The 19,982-nt window shown below is 42.3% G+C and carries 14 protein-coding genes; 5 read left to right on the top strand and 9 right to left on the bottom strand.

What is annotated here, in order from left to right:
* Positions 1-115 precede the first annotated feature (115 nt).
* Complete coding sequence (gene dinB / locus H8B06_RS05225; protein WP_190993246.1) at positions 116-1,162, bottom strand: DNA polymerase IV; 1,047 nt, start codon at positions 1,160-1,162, stop codon at positions 116-118.
* 373 nt (positions 1,163-1,535) lie between these two features.
* On the opposite strand from dinB, the gene H8B06_RS05220 reads away from it, so the two are divergent.
* From H8B06_RS05220 to H8B06_RS05210, 3 genes are read left to right on the top strand one after another with little or no spacing between them, the layout of a single operon-like run.
* Positions 1,536-2,759, top strand: coding sequence for a porin (locus H8B06_RS05220; protein WP_190993245.1), 1,224 nt, complete (start codon positions 1,536-1,538; stop codon positions 2,757-2,759).
* A 57-nt stretch (positions 2,760-2,816) separates the two neighbouring features.
* A complete protein-coding gene (lpxB, locus tag H8B06_RS05215; RefSeq protein ID WP_190993244.1) occupies positions 2,817-3,938 on the top strand; it encodes a lipid-A-disaccharide synthase in 1,122 nt (373 codons plus the stop codon).
* A 51-nt stretch (positions 3,939-3,989) separates the two neighbouring features.
* Entirely contained in the window at positions 3,990-4,634 is a 645-nt protein-coding gene (locus H8B06_RS05210) for a hypothetical protein (protein ID WP_190993243.1), read from the top strand.
* A gap of 313 nt (positions 4,635-4,947) precedes the next feature.
* Here the strand turns inward: H8B06_RS05210 and H8B06_RS05205 are convergent, their stop codons facing one another.
* From H8B06_RS05205 to H8B06_RS05185, 5 genes are read right to left on the bottom strand one after another with little or no spacing between them, the layout of a single operon-like run.
* On the bottom strand, positions 4,948-6,228 hold the full coding sequence (locus H8B06_RS05205; RefSeq protein ID WP_190993242.1) for a M16 family metallopeptidase: 1,281 nt from the start codon (positions 6,226-6,228) through the stop codon (positions 4,948-4,950).
* Positions 6,218-7,471, bottom strand: a complete 1,254-nt coding sequence (locus tag H8B06_RS05200) for a M16 family metallopeptidase (RefSeq protein WP_190993241.1) — start codon at positions 7,469-7,471, stop codon at positions 6,218-6,220. The genes H8B06_RS05205 and H8B06_RS05200 overlap by 11 nt, the downstream gene beginning before the upstream one ends.
* Positions 7,472-7,487: 16 nt before the next feature.
* Positions 7,488-8,390, bottom strand: coding sequence for an oxygen-dependent coproporphyrinogen oxidase (hemF, locus tag H8B06_RS05195; protein ID WP_190993240.1), 903 nt, complete (start codon positions 8,388-8,390; stop codon positions 7,488-7,490).
* Entirely contained in the window at positions 8,391-9,401 is a 1,011-nt protein-coding gene (locus H8B06_RS05190; protein ID WP_190993239.1) for an NAD(P)H-dependent glycerol-3-phosphate dehydrogenase, read from the bottom strand.
* Between the two features lie 36 nt (positions 9,402-9,437).
* Positions 9,438-10,421, bottom strand: coding sequence for a calcium/sodium antiporter (locus H8B06_RS05185; RefSeq protein WP_190993238.1), 984 nt, complete (start codon positions 10,419-10,421; stop codon positions 9,438-9,440).
* A gap of 138 nt (positions 10,422-10,559) precedes the next feature.
* On the opposite strand from H8B06_RS05185, the gene H8B06_RS05180 reads away from it, so the two are divergent.
* Positions 10,560-13,244 carry a cation-translocating P-type ATPase gene (locus H8B06_RS05180; RefSeq protein ID WP_223857489.1) on the top strand — a complete coding sequence of 895 codons (2,685 nt, stop codon included), beginning with the start codon at positions 10,560-10,562 and terminating at the stop codon, positions 13,242-13,244.
* A 29-nt stretch (positions 13,245-13,273) separates the two neighbouring features.
* On the opposite strand, the gene H8B06_RS05175 is transcribed toward H8B06_RS05180, so the two are convergent.
* Genes H8B06_RS05175 through H8B06_RS05165 form a run of 3 tightly spaced genes read right to left on the bottom strand, consistent with a single transcriptional unit; the run spans position 13,274 to position 17,608 of the window.
* Positions 13,274-15,220, bottom strand: a complete 1,947-nt coding sequence (locus H8B06_RS05175) for a glycoside hydrolase family 97 protein (protein WP_223857488.1) — start codon at positions 15,218-15,220, stop codon at positions 13,274-13,276.
* A gap of 12 nt (positions 15,221-15,232) precedes the next feature.
* Positions 15,233-16,567: a BNR repeat-containing protein gene (locus tag H8B06_RS05170; RefSeq protein ID WP_190993237.1), complete on the bottom strand. Its 1,335-nt coding sequence runs from the start codon at positions 16,565-16,567 to the stop codon at positions 15,233-15,235.
* Between the two features lie 6 nt (positions 16,568-16,573).
* Positions 16,574-17,608 carry a glycoside hydrolase family 88/105 protein gene (locus tag H8B06_RS05165; RefSeq protein ID WP_223857487.1) on the bottom strand — a complete coding sequence of 345 codons (1,035 nt, stop codon included), beginning with the start codon at positions 17,606-17,608 and terminating at the stop codon, positions 16,574-16,576.
* A 469-nt stretch (positions 17,609-18,077) separates the two neighbouring features.
* On the opposite strand from H8B06_RS05165, the gene H8B06_RS05160 reads away from it, so the two are divergent.
* Positions 18,078-19,979 carry a family 43 glycosylhydrolase gene (locus tag H8B06_RS05160; RefSeq protein ID WP_190993235.1) on the top strand — a complete coding sequence of 634 codons (1,902 nt, stop codon included), beginning with the start codon at positions 18,078-18,080 and terminating at the stop codon, positions 19,977-19,979.
* Positions 19,980-19,982 lie beyond the last annotated feature (3 nt).

Here is a 19,982-nt window from a genome sequence, read left to right as displayed (position 1 = left end):
AGTAATTGGTATTATATTTCACAAATATCCTTGGTTTCTTTTATATTAACAGGAATATAGATACGCCATACATACGCGCGACATCTACTACATAGATACAACAGTCCGTTTTACGCTAAAACAATCGCAATTGCGGATTATTTAATTTTTCCAGATCAGCATCATAAAAATTAGAGATCGTTACCCCCAAAAGCCGCACCTTTTTATTCTCCATGTCTGCTTTGCTGAAAAGTTCTATAACCTGTCGGAAAATATCTTCCGCGGTATTCAAGTAAAACATACTTGTTTTGCTTCTCGTTATCTGCGTAAAATCTGCAAATTTTATTTTCAAGGTCACGGTACGTCCTTGTTTTGCCTTACCCTCTAATCTTTTTTCCAATTTTTCGCACAACACGTTCAATTCCTTCAGCATTTCCTGTTCCTCTTTAAGGTCCGTTTCAAACGTATCCTCTATACCAATAGATTTGACGATCCGATTAGGTTTTACAGGTCGGCTATCCTCTCCGCGTACCATGTGATAGAAAAATTTACCAGATTTCCCGAATCTGCGGATCAATTCATCCTCGGTAAATTGCTTCAGCTCTCTTCCCGTATGTATGCCCATACTTTTCATTTTTTCAGCGGTCACCTTGCCTACGCCAAAAAACTTATCAATAGGAAGCTGTTCTAAAAAAGAAATAATTTTGGAAGGCCCGATAAAGGTTAATCCATCTTGTTTTTGATAATCCGAAGCAATTTTTGCAATAAATTTATTAACAGACACACCTGCCGATGCAGTTAGTCCCAACTCATCACGGATTGCCGTCTTAATGGCTTTAGCGATTTCAATTGCGGACCCTATCCCCTGCTTGTCTTCCGTCACATCGAGATAGGCTTCGTCCAGCGAAAGCGGTTCTATCAAATCGGTGTATCGCTTAAAAATTGCCCGTATCTGGTTGCAAACTTCCCGATATACATCAAATCGAGGTCGAGTAAATAGCAGATGCGGGCAACGCTGCAGCGCTTGTCGGGAAGACATCGCCGAGCGCACGCCAAACTTCCGCGCCTCGTAACTCGCCGTAGCCACCACGCCGCGGCCATCCGGAGAACCTCCTACCGCAAGTGCTTTATCTCGTAACTCCGGAAAATCGCGCTGCTCCACCGACGCATAAAATGCGTCCATGTCAACGTGGATTATTTTTCGAGTCTTTTCGCTCACAATTTTCTTCGTTTGTTTGAACCATGATTATCGTTGATAAATTCACAGGCTCAGCTTATAGGTTTGCACGATCCCTTTCTTCTCCTCTGATGTCGCATCAAAAATTTTGAAATATGTAAAAATAATATTCTTGCACTATCCATCTCAATCAAAATTTTTCAGCGACGATTTTTTTTGTATACTTTTTTTGAGGAAAAAAAGTATGAATCAATTTTCCCATTTCTTTCCAAAATTAAAATGAAATTTCGTATCCGCGTATAGCATAAAGTAAAACCAAGAAATATTATCTTTGGCATTTTGCTATACGCATTAAAAATACATTTTTATAACCATACGCATGAAGATTAAAATTGGACTATTGTTAATGACCGCAGGTTGCCTTTTACTCACGCTCCAAAGCCAAGCACAGGAACGAGACGACCGGGCAACCATCTTAAATTTCAAAGGGATACAATACATGAGTAATGACTCTTTGTTCTACACCAATTTCAGATTTCGGATGCAGAATAGACTCGGTTTCAGCAACGTGTTGGATAACGAAGATAACGACAAGTTCGATGCTCGAATCCGCAGACTACGTTTACGCATGGACGGCTATATTTATACTCCTAAGATTTCATACTCTATACAGTTAGCGTTTACACGCGGTGATCAGGATTTTGATGATAGCGGTGTGCCGAATATCGTACGGGACGCGGTGGTCTTCTACAATTTCACCGACGATTTTTACATTTCTTTTGGTCAGAATAAATTGCCCGGTAACCGCCAACGGGTTAACTCCTCCAGTCAAATGCAATTTGCCGACCGATCGTTAGTCAATAGCAACTTTACGGTAGATCGTGATTTCGGTATGTCTTTTAACCTAAGTAAAAAAATCGGTGAGATGCCTGTAAATGCGAAAGCGGCCATCTCGACAGGTGAAGGACGTGCTGCGTTGGGCACAGATAATGGTTTAGCCTATACAGGCCGTGTTGAATTTTTACCCTTTGGGGATTTCACCAATGATGGTGATTATTCTGAAGGGGATATCGAGCGTGAGGAAACACCGAAACTTTCCATTGGGGGGGGGTATAGTTACAATGACCGCACGACTAGAGAAGGTGGACAGCTTGGAAGGTATGTGAAAAATCCGTTTACGCTCAAGACTTCTTTTGCTGATGCCATCTTCAAATATCAAGGATTTGCTTATCAGGCGGAATATATGCGACGTGACGTGGACAATCCGTTCAACATTGTGGACGATCAGTTCAATCAGGTCGATGGCCCCGAAGAAGAACAAACCTATGCAAACAAAGGATGGGGAGTGAATCAACAGGCATCCTATCTTATCAATAAAGGATATGAGGTCGCGACGAGATATACTTACCTAAAACCGCATCAGCAACTGCGTAATTATGAGGACCAGCTAGATGTTATCGAACTAGGATTAACCAAATATGTGAAAGCGCACAGGCTGAAATTCCAAATTAATGCGAATTACACTGTGGCAAACGGAGATTTTGGCAACAATAATAGTAAGAACGCTTGGGGTGGGATTTTTCAGATCGAGCTAGGGATATAGCGATATTACCCGTATCCCGCAGAATATTGTATCTTTATAAGATTGAATGTAGTTGAAATGAAATATTACCTCATTGCTGGAGAGACCTCTGGAGATTTACACGGCGCTAATCTGATTAAAGCTTTAAAAAAAGAAGACACGGAAGCTAGCTTCCGTATTGTGGGTGGAGATCAGATGTGTGAGGCTTCTGGACAAACGCCTTTGATACATACGTCGGAAATGGCATTCATGGGGTTTGTGGAGGTGATCAAAAATCTGGGAAAAATCCGGAAAAACCTGAAGTTGGTGAAAGAGGATATTACCAAGGAAAATCCAGACACCTTAATCTTAATAGATTTCCCGGGATTTAACCTTAAAATAGCGGAATTTGCAAAAAAAATCGGTATCCGTGTCTGTTATTATATCTCCCCAAAAATCTGGGCATGGAATCAAAGTCGGGTACATAAGATCAAAAGGGTCGTTGACCATATGTTCTGCATCCTCCCTTTTGAGGTGGAGTTCTATAAAAAATATAATTATGCGGTAGATTACGTTGGCAATCCCCTGCTGGATGCGATAAGTCAGTACAAGTTCAATGCTGCTTTCAAACAAGACAACGGGCTTAATGAACGTCCTATTATTGCCCTGTTGCCTGGCAGTCGAAGAATGGAAATTGAAAAACTCTTGCCCGTTATGGTTGATTTGTATTATCTTTTCCCCGCACATCAGCTTGTCATCGCAGGAGCTCCCAATTTTGACGAGAATTACTATCAGCAATATATCGGTGATTTACCTATAAAGGTCGTTTTCCAGCAAACCTACGACCTGCTCAAACACGCAGAAGCCGCGGTCGTGACCAGTGGTACCGCTACGCTGGAAACAGGTATTTTAAAAGTACCGCAGGTCGTCGTTTATAAAGCCAATAAACTGACGGTATTTTTAGCTCGTCGCCTCGTAAAGGTAGAATTCATTTCTTTAGTAAATCTAATCAACGGCTTTTTATCCGTTCGGGAGTTTATTCAGGGAGAATGCGATACGCGTACTATCGCCGATGAACTAGGTGAGCTCATCACCAATAAAGAGCACCGCACAAGTGTGTTAGAAAACTATGACCTATTGGCGGAAAAACTCGGCTCACCGGGAGCTTCAGAAAAAACAGCAAAACTTATCGTTCAATATTCATCCGGCGAAACAAACTAAACTATTTACCTTTTTGTTATTCTAATATAACGTACGTAAATAGTAGAAATCATGAAAATAACACACATATTGAGTATAGTCTTCCTATTCTTGGGTTCTTCTTTCCTATCGATAGCCCATGCACAAGAGGAACATATTGCCCGATTAGAGCTGGGCAAGAAGAAAAAGAAAACCTTTAATAGCCGTGATTCTTCTGCAGTCATCTATATTGATACGCTTATTATGAAAGACAAATCCTCGCTACAGTTTTATGGAAAAAAAGATATTAAATTGGTCGTAAAACATGCCGAGATAGGAAAAGGCGCGTTTATCAGCGGTATCGGTGGGCAAAATAATGCTTCCGACTTCGATATTGATATCAACCTTAACAAATTGGGTTCATTATACGTAATTGCCCGTGGTCAAGATGCCATGAATGGAACGAAAACCGATCCCAATGGGGATGGTGGCAATGTCAGTTTTAAATACGATCCAAATGGTATCACACCACAAACAGCCGATAAGAAGCAAGCAAATTACGTATATATTGATGTATCCGCCGGCGGTAGGGCTATCAACCCTGTCTCCGATTTAAATCAGATCTATTCACGTATAGCGACGTCAGCTCCGGGTCTCCGTGGAATGCCTCAAGGACAAGTTTATTCGGGTTCACCAGGTAAAGAAGGAAAAGCTGTTATCTCTTCTTTTTCCCAGTGAAAAAGAAGCAAAAACCTCACCGCTTCGAATGTTTTACATTGAGGGGTACTACTAGAATAAGTTTGTACAGTTGTAAAACATTCGGATGCGGCATTTTAATGTTAAGGGAGGGTTCATGCAATTGTACCACCCCTTCTTAAACTACCAATCCCGCCTCAAAAATTTTGAAATCTGTAGAAACATCCTCTTTGCACTATCCATCCCTTCAAAATTTTTCAGCGGGGAGTTTTTTTGTTTCCTTTTTTTGCGGAAAAAAAAGGAAAAGCCAGTCGCGGCTTGAGCGACAAAAAATATAAAAAGAAGAAAAAAGTTGTTAAAAAGACTTTCCTACGACTATCTTTAGCAAATTATCATAATCAAAATACATATTCGCTATGCGTTGCACATCCGCAGCAGTCATGTTGCGGATGATTTCATTATAACGTGTATAATAGGATAAGTCGAGTCCATAAAAATATACTGCTTTAAACTTATCGGCATGTGAAAAAACAGATTCGATAGAACCTAAGATAGAGCCCAACATATAATTCCTCACTAAGGCTATCTCCTCCTCGGAAACCTCTGTCTCGCGTAAGACACGAAACTCTTTTTCTATTTCCAACAGTGTAGCCTGCGTACTATCTACACCAACCTCGGTAGCAATAGTGAAGAATCCCGTATGCAGTAAACTCGCAAAGGCAGATCCAATACTATAGGTAAATCCTTTCTCTTCACGGATGTTCCGCATCAAACGGGAACCAAAATAACCACCAAGAAGTGTATTCACAAACTGTATTGCTGGAAAATCGGGATGTGTACGATTAATGGCAGGCATACCTAACCGTATAGCGGATTGCAGCGCTTCTGCACGCTCTTCCCATACCGTGGCGGGAACAAAAGCCGGAAATTCCGGTGCCACGATACGGCTTGCTCCTCCGTTGTTCTGCCATCGTATCCCAAATAGCTCGCGTATTTCAGCTAATACTTTATCGGTAATATTCCCCGATAAAATCAACGTACAATTTTGCGGTTGTACCTGCTTCTGATATAACGCAATCAAATCATCTCGGTTCAACTTTTCATAAGCTTCTTCCGTCGGAACCTGCCCATATCTACTTTCTCCAAACAGGTTTTTGAAGAAAAGTCGGCGTGCCACATAATCATTCTTTTGCAAGGAAATTTGTAGGGTCTGCTTGTTGTTACGGATGTAGGTTTCCAACTCTACTTCAGGGAAAATAGCATCATTCAATATATCGTGTACAACAGGTAAAACCGCACTTAGATGTTTATTCAAGGAATAAAGTGTTAATGCCGTTTGATCGAAACTATATTCCGGCATAAGATAAGCACCATAAAAATCGATTTCCGCTGCGATTTGTGCACTCGTCCGTGTTTCCGTACCTTCTTTTAACATGTGGCAAGCACAGGTATGTAGAAGAGAATTTTCTGAACCGTCGAATATATTCTGAAAAATAAATTCAGCTTTTACCAACTCTTGTGTGGGTGCATTGAAAACAAAAACGCGTAATCCATTATCAAAAACCACCTCGTCTGGTTGAACAAGAGTAATATCCTTTATGTCATGACGTAATGGTGCTATAACTCTATTCAGCATGTTGTTGTTTTTTAGCATAATAAATAAGGGTGGACGAATTTTCTGGAATAAAAATTTCTTGCGCCATCCGTTGAATAGCAGACGGTGTTATGGCAAGGTATCGATCTACTTCTTGATTATACCAATCTGCATTTCCCAGCACTTCAAAAAAAGCCAAGTTCATGGCTTTATCCAAAATAGAAAGCTCTGCAAATACCATTGTTGATTCAATTTTGTTCTTCACCTTCTGCAATTCCGCATCGTTCATCAGTTCGGTTTTCAATATATCGAGTTGGTTCCACAACAATGTCTCTGCCTCTGCTATGTCTACATGCGGTAACGGTTTCCCTTCCACAACTATAAGATTCGGGTCAATAGAACCACACACATAAGCGTTCACCTCGCTGAACAGGGGCTGGTCTTTCACCAACGCCCTATAGAGTCTCGAAGAACTTCCACGCGAGAGTATATCCGACAACAAATCCATTATCGGATAATCCGGATGCGTACGCCCTGGACCATGAAAAGCAATGTAAATGCTATTTACCGGTACATCCGCATGTACTTCCTCTCGTCTCGGAGCTAATTGCTTGGGTTCTGCAGGCAATTTCCGTACGGGCTTAGGTCGCATGGGGATATCGGCAAACCATTTTTCGGCTAATGCTTTTACTTGATTAAATGTTACGTCTCCAGCGACCACCATAATGGCATTGCTCGGTACATAATGCTTAAAGAAAAATGCTTTCACATCTGCCATAGTTGCCTCCTCAATATGGCGAAGTTCCTTACCGATTGTTGCCCAGCGATAGGGATGTTCTTTGTAAGCAAGTGGCCGTAAACGCAGCCAGACATCGCCATATGGTTGATTAAGGTAACGTTGTTTAAATTCTTCACTTACTACATTTCGCTGCACGTCCAGACTTTGCTCGCTAAAAGCCAGACTCAACATCCGATCACTTTCTAACCAAAATGCTGTTTCCAGATTAGCAGACGGAAGCGTAATATAATAATTGGTAATGTCATTGCTTGTAAAAGCATTATTTTCTCCACCAACTTCCTGCAGAGGTGTATCATAGTTTGGAATGTTGACAGAACCGCCAAACATCAGATGCTCGAAAAGATGGGCGAAGCCGGTTTTATCCGGAGATTCGTCTCGTGCTCCCACATCATATACTATATTCACACAGGCCATCGCTGTGGTATGGTCTTCGTGTACCAATACACACAAGCCATTATCAAGTGTAAAACGCTGATAATTAATCATAAAAAACTATTATAGGTTAGACTGTCCAATCTATACCCTTTTTTAATAAAGACAATGTTCTTTCCTCTTCCGAGCCAGCTTCCGGTTTAAAATCATACGCCCAATTGGCCTGTGCCGGTAAACTCATCAATATGGACTCTATACGCCCATTCGTTTCTAATCCGAAACGGGTTCCGGCGTCATACACCAAGTTAAATTCTACATAACGGCCTCTACGTAACAATTGCCATTCTTTCTCCTGTGGGGAGAATTTACGATGTCTGTTACGGTTCACCAATTCCGTGTAAGTCGGTACGAAAGTTCGGCCCAGATCACAGGAGAATTTAAAAAGCTGTTCATCGGTCAGCCCTGTTTTTTCAGGTGTTAGCTTATCGTAGAAGACACCGCCTATCCCCCGTGTTTCTTGCCGATGTTTAATATAAAAGTAATTATCGGCCCAGGTCTTAAATTCCGGATAAAAAGTCGCTTGATGCTTGTCACATACATTTTTCAGCATGTGATGGAAAAAACGAGCATCCTCTTCTACCACATAATGCGGTGTAAGATCAATCCCCCCTCCAAACCAGCGAATATTTTCACCTAGTTCAAAGTAACGTATATTCATGTGGATTATGGGCACCCATGGGTTATTGGGGTGGATAACAATAGACACACCCGTGGCAAAAAAGTCTTCTTCTTCAACTTGGAAGGATTTCTTGATAGGATCTGGGAGTTTTCCATGGACAGCAGAAAAATTAACACCTCCTTTTTCCAATATATTACCATGCTGTATAATACGCGTGCGACCACCGCCACCTCCCTCCCGTTGCCATAATTCTTCTACAAAAGTGGATTTTCCGTCTAAAGCTTCCAAACCGATGGTAATTTCATCCTGAATGGATTTATAGGTTTCCGCTATCTGTTCTTTTGTTAAACTCATTTACGTTAATTTTTCTACTAGTTTTTTGACTTCCACATTCGCCGGCTGGCGGTGATATAAGATTTCATACACCATATGGCAGATGGGCATATCCAATTGATAGCGCTGGATAATATTTTGAATACATGCAGAAGCATAATAGCCCTCAGCGACCATATTCATTTCCAATTGTGCGGATTGCACCGTGTAGCCCTTTCCTATCATGTGACCGAAAGTACGGTTTCTGCTGAATTGTGAATAGGCTGTTACGAGAAGATCACCAAGATACGCTGATGTCTTAATATCTCGGTCAGTCTCCGGATCTATTGCCAATAGGCAGGTTTCCATTTCCCGGATCGCGTTTGAAATCAGTACGGCAATGAAATTGTCTCCTAGGCCCAGCCCATGACATATCCCTGCAGCCAATGCATATATATTTTTAAGTACAGCTCCGTATTCTACGCCAAAAACATCATCGGAGAGGACAGTATTAATATACCGCCCGCGTATAAGTGTTGCAACACGCTCTACAGTCCGTTCGTCTTTCCCCGCTAAAGTTAAATAAGATAGCTTTTCGGAAGATACCTCTTCCGCATGGCAAGGTCCCCCAATAACGACTATATTTTCTAACGGAACGTGATAAGTTTCGGTTAGGTAATCACCCACAATAAGGTTATCATTTGGAATAATACCTTTGATAGCGGATACAACAATCTTATTTGAAAAATCCTCCGCTTTTACCGCCTTTAATGCCTCTTTTACATAAGCTGACGGCGTGTTTAATACAACAATATCTGATTGTTGAATAACGGATTTTGCATCCGAAAACAAATTATCCGGTTTTACAGAAACCTTTACAGCACTCAAATAACTGGGGTTATGTCCATAAGATCGGATATATGCCAAATCTTCTTCTTTTCTAACCCACCATAAAATATCTTTCTCTTCTGCATTATCGCCAAGCATCTTGATCATGGCCGTTGCCCAACTTCCACTTCCTACGATGCCTATCTTTTGCACAGATTCATCCATAAACTTTTCGTTGTAAAAACTACAAATATACAAAAATCACACCCTATACATCAATAAAAATACAAGATAAGCAAGATACAACGATACAAAAGTAACCCCTTCTTTTCTCGACACCATCTGATCGGATTTAAATACGGGATAACAGACTATAGCAACCAATGCCGCTAACGGCAAATCAAACCAAAGAATATCCGGGGATACCCCAATACTTCCCGGTGTAAAGATACTGGTGATGCCCAAGATGATAAAAATATTGATGACGCTGCTTCCCAGTAAATTTCCAACAGCTACGTCTCGCTCTCCATTAAAGGTGGCAACGATCGTCGTTGCGAGCTCTGGTGCAGACGTACCTATGGCAATAATGGTCAATCCAATGACCGCATCGCTCATACCGAAATGTTTCGCCATCTCGACCGCCCCATCAACTAACTTTTCTGCTCCGTAGATGGTCGCCACGATTCCGCAAAACAACAACATAAAATTCCAAACCCAGACCTTCTTATCTTTCTTCTCATACAGTGGAGGCGTTTCATATTCCTCCTGAAATTCCTTTTGTACATAAAAAGGTTCTTGCCTACTTGTCCGCACGATGATGATTAAATAGACACTTCCCAAAAACAACATAATCAGGCCATCCCAGGTACTAAGCTCACCATCTAATGACAACACCAGTAACAATACGGCTGCAATAATCATCGTAAACATCTCCGTTTTAATACTTCTTAAATTCAATGGTAAAGGGCGAATAGCTGCACTTAGTCCAAGAATAAACAAGATGTTCACCAAATTCGTTCCGGCAATATTACCAATGGCAATATCCCCTGCACCTTCCCCGATAGCAGTTAGACCTACCGCCAGTTCCGGCAAACTGGTTCCGATAGAGACCACAGTAAGCCCAATGACGATCGGACGAATATTTAGTAACGTCGCGATTTTAGATGCACCTTTCAGTAAGATTTCGGCGCCCACGGTGATAATTATTAATCCAAATAAAAAAGTGATAACGGCTGAAAAAGTCATAAATCTCGATTAGATGATAAACAAATATGCTGTTTTTACGTTAATTTCTATACATAAACACTTCAAAATGACCAAAATCACATTTTTCACAACGACTAATCCATATCTTTATTGAACGTTAATTTTTAATCTGATACGATGACGAATACCGATACGACAAAAGAGAATATAACCCTATTTCATGCACAATCCATCGATGAATCTATCGAGACGCTACAGACCAACATTTCATCGGGCTTATCAGAAGACGAAGCTCAACAGCGATTATCCACTTATGGTCCCAATCAATTAAAAACACAACATCGTAAATCGATCTTTCAACTGTTTATGGCACAGCTACAAGATGCATTGATTTATGTATTGTTTGCAGCAGTAGTTATTACCATGTTCATGGGGGAGTATCTTGACGGTATTATTATCCTGATCGTTATTCTTATTAATGCGACATTGGGCGTTATCCAGGAAATAAGAGCTGGAAATGCAATCGAGGCCCTGCGAAAGATGGCGTCACCAAAAGCATTGGTAAAACGGGATAGTCAGGTTAAAGAAATAGTTTCGGCAGACATCGTGCCGGGTGATATCGTTATTTTGGATGCCGGTCGTTATATCCCCGCTGATTTACGCCTCGTTGAAAGCGTAAACCTGCAAATTGACGAATCCGCGTTGACCGGTGAATCGGTAGCGGTAGAAAAAGATGCGTTCGCTGTATTTTCGGAAGACTATATACCACTCGGCGACCGTGACAATACAGCCTATATGTCTACCTTGGTTACCTACGGGCGAGGTATTGGGGTAGTAACGGGTACAGGTGCAGATTCCGAAATTGGAAAAATAGCAGGTATACTTAGCCAAGATGACGAAACCAAGACGCCACTCGAAATTCGTTTGGACCAACTTGGAAAAACACTGGGTAAAGCTGCTGTAGCTATCTGTGTATTCATCTTTATCCTATCCTTCTTTCAAGGAAGAGATCTTACCGAAATGTTTCTGACATCCGTTTCCTTAGCCGTTGCTGCTATTCCAGAGGGATTAGCGGCGATTGTTGCTGTCGTACTCTCCATCGGGGTAACGAAAATGGCCAAGCAGAATGCCATAATCAAAAGGCTTCCTGCCGTCGAAACATTAGGCTCTGTAAACGTCGTTTGTTCAGATAAAACGGGAACACTGACACAAAACAAAATGACCGTTCAAGAGTTCTTCACCTTTACAGACAAAACACAAAAGGTTGATGATACGACCAACCTATCCTCAGAAGCCCATTTGCTTTCTTCGGCCATGGTATTGGCTTCCGATGCTACTTTGGAAAACGGAGACAGCACGGGCGACCCTACCGAAATTGCACTGCTGCAGCTAGCGGACAATTTAAAAATCGACAGAAAAGATTTATGGTCATCACAACCAAGAATAGACGAGCAAGCTTTTGATTCCAAACGCAAAATGATGTCGACCCTCCATCAACAGGAAGATAAATTCATGCTTTATGCAAAAGGTGCAATAGACAGTCTTATTTTGAAATGCAAACATGTTGTAGAAGATGGTGAAATTATCCCCCTTACGGATACGCATAAAACCATCCTTACCCATGCCGCCGATGCCATGTCGGATAAAGCTTTACGTACATTAGCCGTCGCCTACAAACCGCTGGAAAAACAAATTGATCGTCAAGATTTCGAAAAAAACTTAGTGATGATTGGCGTCGTGGGTATGATAGACCCTCCTCGCGAAGAGGTTAGCGATTCGATCGCAACAGCCAAAGAAGCCGGGATCAGTACGATTATGATCACGGGAGATCATAAAAACACGGCCTTGGCAATCGCTAAGAAATTGGGCATCGCTTCTGAACGCTCGGAGGCAACAACCGGAGCGACGATTGATAATATGCCGCAAGAAGAATTGGAGTCACATATTGGCGAATACAAAGTATTTGCTAGAGTCTCTCCTGAACATAAAGTAAATATTGTAAAAGCTTTCCGGGCAAAAGGCAATATTGTTTCGATGACCGGGGACGGTGTAAACGATGCACCTTCGCTTCATGCCGCAGACATTGGCGTGGCTATGGGAATAGAAGGCACAGATGTAGCCAAAAATGCTTCCGACATGATTTTAGCAGACGACAATTTTTCGACCATCATCGTCGCCATCGAACAAGGGCGGAATATTTACAACAACATCAAAAAGTCCGTTGTCTTCTTACTCGCCTGTAACGTTGGTGAAGTCATTACCATGTTGGTAGCAATTGGCGTAGGTTTACCTATACCGCTCATTGCGACACAGCTGCTCTGGATTAACTTATTAACGGATACACTACCTGCGGTAGCTTTAGGTATGGATCCGGGTGACAAAGATGTGATGAAAGAAAAGCCAAGACCATTAAATGACAATTTCTTCTCTCACGGAGCCGGAAGACGCATCATCTTAGCCGGTATCCTTATTGGTCTTCTGACAATCGTTGCTTTTGCTGGTGGCTATCACGCAAAAGGATACTCTCCTTTTGCCGATAATATTCCCGAAAACATTCACGAATATGCGCGCACGTTGGCCTTCCTAACCATCATTGGCTGTCAGTTATTCTATTCATTCTCTTTCCGTCATGCATACAAATCTATCTTCCGGGTGGGATTCTTCTCGAACCGATCCCTGTTCGGCGCCGTAGTCATCGGTCTATTGTTGCAGTTGATCGTGCTCTACGTACCGTTTATGACGGCGGCTTTTAAATTACAGGCCGTGGGAATACAGGAGTGGCTTGCTGTTTTTGGATTGAGCATTATACCATTATTGGCCAATGAAGTAGTGAAAGTTTTCATCAGAAGAAAAATGAAGTAGACACGCAGTGGCTGCGCCTCTACTTCATGCTATTTTCCGACAACAATAGCGGCACCATTGGGTTGCAAAGTCAGTTTAACCTGTTTGTCTTTCACAACCTTGACTTGATCTTGTTTCGGATTCAATTGATGATCATCCGAATACAATACGGCTTGCCCTTCGGAAAGCATCGGTAAAGAAACGGATAGATTTTTAGCTTCTGTTTCCGCATTTATTCCAGCGATATACCAAGTATCGCCGTGTCGACGTGCCAAAACAACGTACTTGCCGGGATATCCGTCAAGGAACACCGTCTCATCCCATGTGGTGGGCACTTCTTTCATGAAATCAATCACAAAATTGGGGTATTCCGATAGGTTATTTGGTGTAACACCAAAGTTTTGTACCGGTGTTTGGAACAAGATTGCCGTTGCCAATTGAAAGGTTTCACTCGTTTTGCGGATAGTCCCACCATTGTTCTCGCGGTTATGGCGTTTGTTCAGCAATACCGGCCCGAAATCCATCGAACCCACTGCATTCCGGATAAACGGGTGCAAGGTTGCGTTATACGCTTCTGTGTCGTTCGCATGCTGGGTAAATATTAAATTTTCCGACGCCAATACCGCTTCACTTCCTACAAAATTGGGATACATCCGTTCCCATCCTCTCGGTAACGTACAACCATGAAAAATAACGACTAAACCGTGATCATTTGCATCCGACAAGATATCCTCATATAGCTGCATCGTTTCCTGCTTATCGCCACCAAAGAAATCTACCTTGATTCCTTTAACGCCTATACGCTGCATCCATGCCATCTCTTTTTTCCGTGCTACCGACGTATTCATGCGGTTTTTAGGTCCTTGTGGCGCGTCATTCCAAAAACCATTGGAATTATACCACAGACAGATCCCGACATTTTTTTCTTTTCCATAAGCGACTAATTCCTCCACTTTGTCGTGACCAATTTTTGTATCCCACCAGTTGTCTACCAACGCAAATTCCCAGCCCATATTGGCAGAGAGATCGATAAATTTCTGCTGATCTTCAAAATTGATACTGTTATCCTGCCACAATAGCCAGCTCCAGGTAGAACGTCCAAATTGATAATCTTGAGTGGGTTCATAAAGTGGTTTTACCACATCAAAAGCAATAGTCGTTTCCACAATAGGTTTTAGGTCTTTCCCAACCGTCAATGTACGCCAAGGTGTGTAACCCGGCAAATTCAACGCAGGCTGCGTACTTCCCAGTCCATTATTTTCTCCTTCTTCCGGAAAAGAAATCTGGTAAAGCCCATCTGCTGTACCTTCGCTCAATTTCGCCCCACAATAAAGGCTACCCACACCGGTTTCCGACACCAACACCCATCCGCGGTCTCCTACGTGAAATAATGCCGGGAAGGTATACCCTACACCATATTTAGATGGTGTACCCATAGGCTCATCCGGTACATATTCCTCTTCATAACTGGGCTTCGTTTTCATCCAACCGATCATCGGTGTGGCCTGTGGTGTCAAAAATGTCGTCGTAACATCCGGAAAATCAAAACCACTTAGCTCCTTATGGATAATCGCATTTGCGGGTTCTCCGCTTTGTGGTATACCATAACGAAACGCTACGTTGTTGTTGCTGACCTGAAAAATGAGTTCGAGTTTTAGCTTATCATTATTCTCGAATGTAAAGCTATGCTCATTTGCCTGATAATGCACCGATTTCTTTTTAATCTTCGGTTCTTCGTAACGTTCGTCTATTTGGCGGGCCTGCTGATCAACCAAGCGTAGTCCGCTAGAAAGATCCCCTAAATGCGTCTGCAGACCTAACGGTGATTTTTCGAGCATTTCCTGCCCATCCAACATAACGGAATAATATAACCGTCCCTGGTCTGCTTCCAATTGTACCGAAAGCTGACCATCCGGACTAAGCATCTTCATTTCCTGCGCTTGTGCAGTGGATAGAAAGAATACGCATAAAGCGCCATACATAAATTTCAAGTTCATATAAGAATAATTTTATTTCTTTCTGAAGTTAGGCCGCCACTCGATAACTCGTATTGTTGTCGGCTCGACATCAAGCAGACCTTCTCCATCTTTTTGATCCGTTTGCTGTACGTACAAAGCTAAATGTTTTTTATTTCGCCATAATTCGGTATCATATGTCGGTTCCCAAGCCCCCACTGAACCGGATGACAGGTCTATTATTTCAAAATTATCTTCGCGGACATCGTTCAGTTTCAACACCGAAGCTTTACTACCGCGTTCCTGATCCCGAAAGAGCAATAGAAGTGATGTTTTATCTCCTTTCCCTGTAACTAACAGCTGAGGCCTTGAAATCGGTATTTCTTTGGTTCCGTGTCCGCTTAAAGAGAAAGCGGTTTTCCGAAAATCCAATGACTTTACCTGCCATTTGCCGTTCGCCAAATAGATGATTTTATATTGTGGAACTTGGGTATCCGCGGATCGCCAATAAGTCGCAATAAACGGATTTCCATCTTCATCCGCCGTCATCGCCGTTTGGTTAATCAATTCACTTTGTTGGGGGATCCATGCCGCATACTCTGCATTCTCTGCCGTAATGGGCAAACTATACAATGTACCATCCGTCCTTTGCCACGTCAGTCCGCCGTCTTTGGAACAAGCATACGCCATATCGTGATTGCTCGCTACATCGGGTGATTCTCGCCATACCCACGAAACATGAATCGTTCCTTTTTGATCCACATAAGCCTGCCAGTAGGCATTCCGTTGTCCCTCTCCGCTGATCAAATTGGTATGCAGACGTGTCCATTTTTTCTGTGCGAATTCGTATTTGTTGATAATCAAGTTGCCTGCTCCAGAGCCGCCATCCCGATAGAAAAAAAGAAGATCACCATTGGGTAACGCAAAAAACTCAGGATACGTCACCCGACTTTCTTCCGATCCCACCATAATCTCCTCTTCTCCCAACTGCAATCCCTCCGGCTCGATACTCTTCGCGTATCGCAAACGCCCATTGTGGTGATCCCAAGCAACATGCAGATAACCGTCACCATCAACCATCATGCTGATGACATTATGCGCATCCGCCGCATGACCGCTATACGGCGTTTGTTTTACGGTCCAGCTCGTGCTATCCAACTGTCGTTTTCCTAACGTCAGGAAACCCTCCCCGTCATAATAGGATATAAATTGAACATGGTCATTGCTGACTAAGGAGTTTTTTCTAAATACCGCGGTGTTCACTGTATTTTTAGCCCAGCCCAACCCAACGTCCATCACACGGGCGTCTTGAGGCTGCGCCAGAACAGCAATCGGCATAAAAAATATACCGACTACTATCGTGATCCATATTTTTCTGATTATATACATGTGCTTTTACTTGTCTAAATACCGGTACATTTCCGAACCCGCCAATAAAAAAGCGCCGACACCAAAACTCGCCGTCGAATTGGAATCGACTACCTGACCCGGTATCGCTTTTTCACCAATAGGCTGTACATAGCCCACACGTCCATCAGCTTGCAGGGATGTTTCACTCAAAAATTTCCAGCCTGATTGTGCGATGCGGAGATAGTCTTTTTCCGATAAAAAGCCATTATTTATCCCCCAAAGAAAACCATAAGTAAAGAATGCCGTACCACTGGCTTCCGGTCCGGGTGCATGCTGTGGATCCAACATACTGCGTGTCCAATAGCCTTCTTTCTGTTGAGATGTAGCAATCGCCTTTGCCATATCCTGATAACGTTGTACATAATAATCGTAGTGCCGATGATCCGTTGGTAAATCCTGTAACACTTTCGCCAACCCCGCAAATACCCATCCGTCTCCACGCGCCCAAAAGTCTTTTTTTCCATTTTCAGATTTATGCTTCGGATAGACATATTTAGCATCCCGATAATACAAAGACTCTTGTTCATCATACATGATACTATCTGCATATTGCAAATAAACATACATTTTATCGAGATACCGTTCATTACCGGTTAGCTTAGATAACTTCGTCATCACCGGCATAACCATATACAGGCCATCTGCCCACCACCAATAATCGTTATTAGGGGTACTCATCTGGTATTCCATAACCTCTTTAGCCCGAGCAACCTTATGTGGTTGAGGATCCAGATTATACAGATCGATATAGGTCTGGAAACAGATCTGCCAATCACCAAAGAGAACATAGTCATCTTTTTCACCATACGAATATTTCCACTCCGTTTTGTTACCAGACTTTGCTCCTTTCCAGGCATTATGTTCGGCCCAAGCTTCCGAATAAGCCCGATATGTTTCATTTTGGGTCAATTTATAGAGTTCCATATTTCCCGTATGGTATGCAGCGATATCCCAAAAGGACCAAACAGTCGGTTTGTTATTTTCCTGCCAGTAGTTATTGACCAGGTTTAACTTCGACATCACATCCTCCTTGTTCAGCCGCTGACTAAATGAAGCTGAGGAATACAGTAATAAAAAACAAATGATAAGGTTTACACGCATTTCTTCTTTGGTTAAAATTTCTAGATTAAACTTTTGTACACCCGTACGTAACAAAGATATCTATCGTTCATCAAAGCCATGTTCAAATAAAAACTATTTACCTCCTAAATTCAGCTCACGCCGCGCATTCTTCTTTTTTTGAACCGTATTTAAACCTCTTTGACCCCAAAAACCCACTTCATAAATACATTTACCGGCTAGCTTTGCATAAGCAAGCAGGAGTTTCTATAAATAAATGTAAAAAAAACATTTAAAATCACGAAGACATTTTTTATTTTTAAAACCACAAATATAAATGTACAGGCTCAGCTAGCCTCCACGTGTATTATATAAACAGATGCACCGAGGTAAACCTTATTCGATTGTAAATTATATATGTTAGACACCCATGAATAAAAATTTGATTACATTCTGTTTGTTCCTATGCGGCACATTTTTGACACATGCACAGCCTGGCAAGCCCGTAGAGAAAGATTTCGTAGGCTATCTATTCCCCTATTTTACAGGAAATGCCGTAGAAGAAGAACAGGTACATTACGCCATTAGCAACGACGGTTTCAATTATGTAGCGTTAAACGGCAACAAACCCGTATTGAATGCTAAAGACATCAGTTCTACCGGAGGGGTTCGTGACCCTCATATTCTCCGTCGTCATGATAACAAATCTTTTTATATGGTATTGACCGATATGACCTCTTCCAAAGGATGGGATTCCAACCGGGCACTGATTTTATTAAAATCGGAGAACCTAACGGATTGGACATCACATATCATCAATATACAACAAAAGTATCCGAATCAGGAAAATCTAAAACGCGTCTGGGCGCCGCAAACGGTATTCGATGAGAAAGCGCAAAAATATATGGTATACTGGTCCATGCAGCATGGCGATGGCCCAGATATCATTTATTACGCATATGCCAACGCGGATTTTACAGATTTAGAAGAGGCACCTAAACCGCTTTTTATACCGAAAGACAAAAAACCTTGTATTGACGGGGATATTATCTACAAAAATGGCATCTATCACCTTTTCTATAAAACAGAAGGACATGGTAATGGCCTAAAAAAGGCGATGACAGACGACTTGACTTCGGGTGTTTGGATTGAGCAGCCAGGATATAAACAACAAACGACGGAGGCCGTAGAAGGATCGAGTATTTTCAAACTGACGAATAGCGATAAATATATTCTGATGTATGATGTCTATATGAAAGGTACGTATCAATTCTGCGAAAGCTATGATCTGGATGAATTCCACGTCATCGACCAACAGATTAGTATGGATTTTCATCCACGACACGGAAGCGTGATCCCTATTACCCGGAAAGAATACCAGCACCTGTTGGCGACCTACGGTAAACCGGCGAACTTTCAGGCGGTGCAACAAAACAACCCCGTATTGGAGGGTTATCATGCGGATCCCGAAATCCTTTATGCTGAAAAAACGGGTAAATATTACCTCTACCCTACCAGTGATGGATATACGGGATGGTCAGGCGATTATTTTAAAGTTTTTTCGTCCGACAACCTGGTAGACTGGCAAGAAGAAGGAACCATGCTCGATCTCAAAACCCAAGTACCTTGGGGCAACCGCAATGCTTGGGCTCCAGCCATCATCGAGAAGAAAGTCGGTAAAAACAAATACAAATATTATTACTATTTCACCGCAGCACAAAAAGTTGGTGTTGCCGTTGCCGATCACCCTACCGGGCCATTTACCGATTCTGGCAAACCACTTGTGGCGACAAAGCCGGAGGGTGTACGTGGCGGTCAGGAAATTGACCCCGATGTTTTTCAAGATCCGGTAAGTGGGAAGTATTATCTCTATTGGGGGAATGGCTACGGAGCAGTTGCGGAATTGAATGATGATATGGTCTCCCTTAAAGAAAACACCACAAAAGTCATTACACCCGACGAAACATTCCGCGAAGGCTTCTACGTATTTTATCGTAACGGAACGTACTATTTCTTATGGTCAGAAGACGATACGCGCAGCGAAAATTACCGTGTGCGATACGGCACATCCAAATCTCCTACCGGTCCGATCGAAGTTCCGGAAAATAACCTAATTCTGACTAAAAACCCCGAACTGGGTATTTATGGTCCTGGACATAATTCTGTTTTGCAGATTCCGGGCAAAGATGAATGGTACATCGTTTACCACCGTTTCAGTCGTCCGAATGGCATCAAAATGGGCGATGCGGCCGGTTATCACCGCGAGGTGTGTATCGATAAAATGGAATTTAACGAAGATGGCAGCATCAAACCGGTTATTCCGACGTTATAAATA

The organism is Sphingobacterium micropteri (assembly GCF_014692515.1).
Classification (GTDB): Bacteria; Bacteroidota; Bacteroidia; order Sphingobacteriales; family Sphingobacteriaceae; genus Sphingobacterium; species Sphingobacterium micropteri.
This window is presented reverse-complemented; position numbering and strand designations above follow the sequence as displayed.

Bases quoted from the DNA above. Each gene is read 5' to 3' on its own strand.
- dinB (WP_190993246.1), bottom strand. From the start codon at position 1,162: ATGGACGCATTTTATGCGTCGGTGGAGCAGCGCGATTTTCCGGAGTTA.
- H8B06_RS05220 (WP_190993245.1), top strand. From the start codon at position 1,536: ATGAAGATTAAAATTGGACTATTGTTAATGACCGCAGGTTGCCTTTTA.
- lpxB (WP_190993244.1), top strand. From the start codon at position 2,817: ATGAAATATTACCTCATTGCTGGAGAGACCTCTGGAGATTTACACGGC.
- H8B06_RS05210 (WP_190993243.1), top strand. From the start codon at position 3,990: ATGAAAATAACACACATATTGAGTATAGTCTTCCTATTCTTGGGTTCT.
- H8B06_RS05205 (WP_190993242.1), bottom strand. From the start codon at position 6,228: ATGCTGAATAGAGTTATAGCACCATTACGTCATGACATAAAGGATATT.
- H8B06_RS05200 (WP_190993241.1), bottom strand. From the start codon at position 7,471: ATGATTAATTATCAGCGTTTTACACTTGATAATGGCTTGTGTGTATTG.
- hemF (WP_190993240.1), bottom strand. From the start codon at position 8,390: ATGAGTTTAACAAAAGAACAGATAGCGGAAACCTATAAATCCATTCAG.
- H8B06_RS05190 (WP_190993239.1), bottom strand. From the start codon at position 9,401: ATGGATGAATCTGTGCAAAAGATAGGCATCGTAGGAAGTGGAAGTTGG.
- H8B06_RS05185 (WP_190993238.1), bottom strand. From the start codon at position 10,421: ATGACTTTTTCAGCCGTTATCACTTTTTTATTTGGATTAATAATTATC.
- H8B06_RS05180 (WP_223857489.1), top strand. From the start codon at position 10,560: ATGACGAATACCGATACGACAAAAGAGAATATAACCCTATTTCATGCA.
- H8B06_RS05175 (WP_223857488.1), bottom strand. From the start codon at position 15,220: ATGAACTTGAAATTTATGTATGGCGCTTTATGCGTATTCTTTCTATCC.
- H8B06_RS05170 (WP_190993237.1), bottom strand. From the start codon at position 16,567: ATGTATATAATCAGAAAAATATGGATCACGATAGTAGTCGGTATATTT.
- H8B06_RS05165 (WP_223857487.1), bottom strand. From the start codon at position 17,608: ATGTCGAAGTTAAACCTGGTCAATAACTACTGGCAGGAAAATAACAAA.
- H8B06_RS05160 (WP_190993235.1), top strand. From the start codon at position 18,078: ATGAATAAAAATTTGATTACATTCTGTTTGTTCCTATGCGGCACATTT.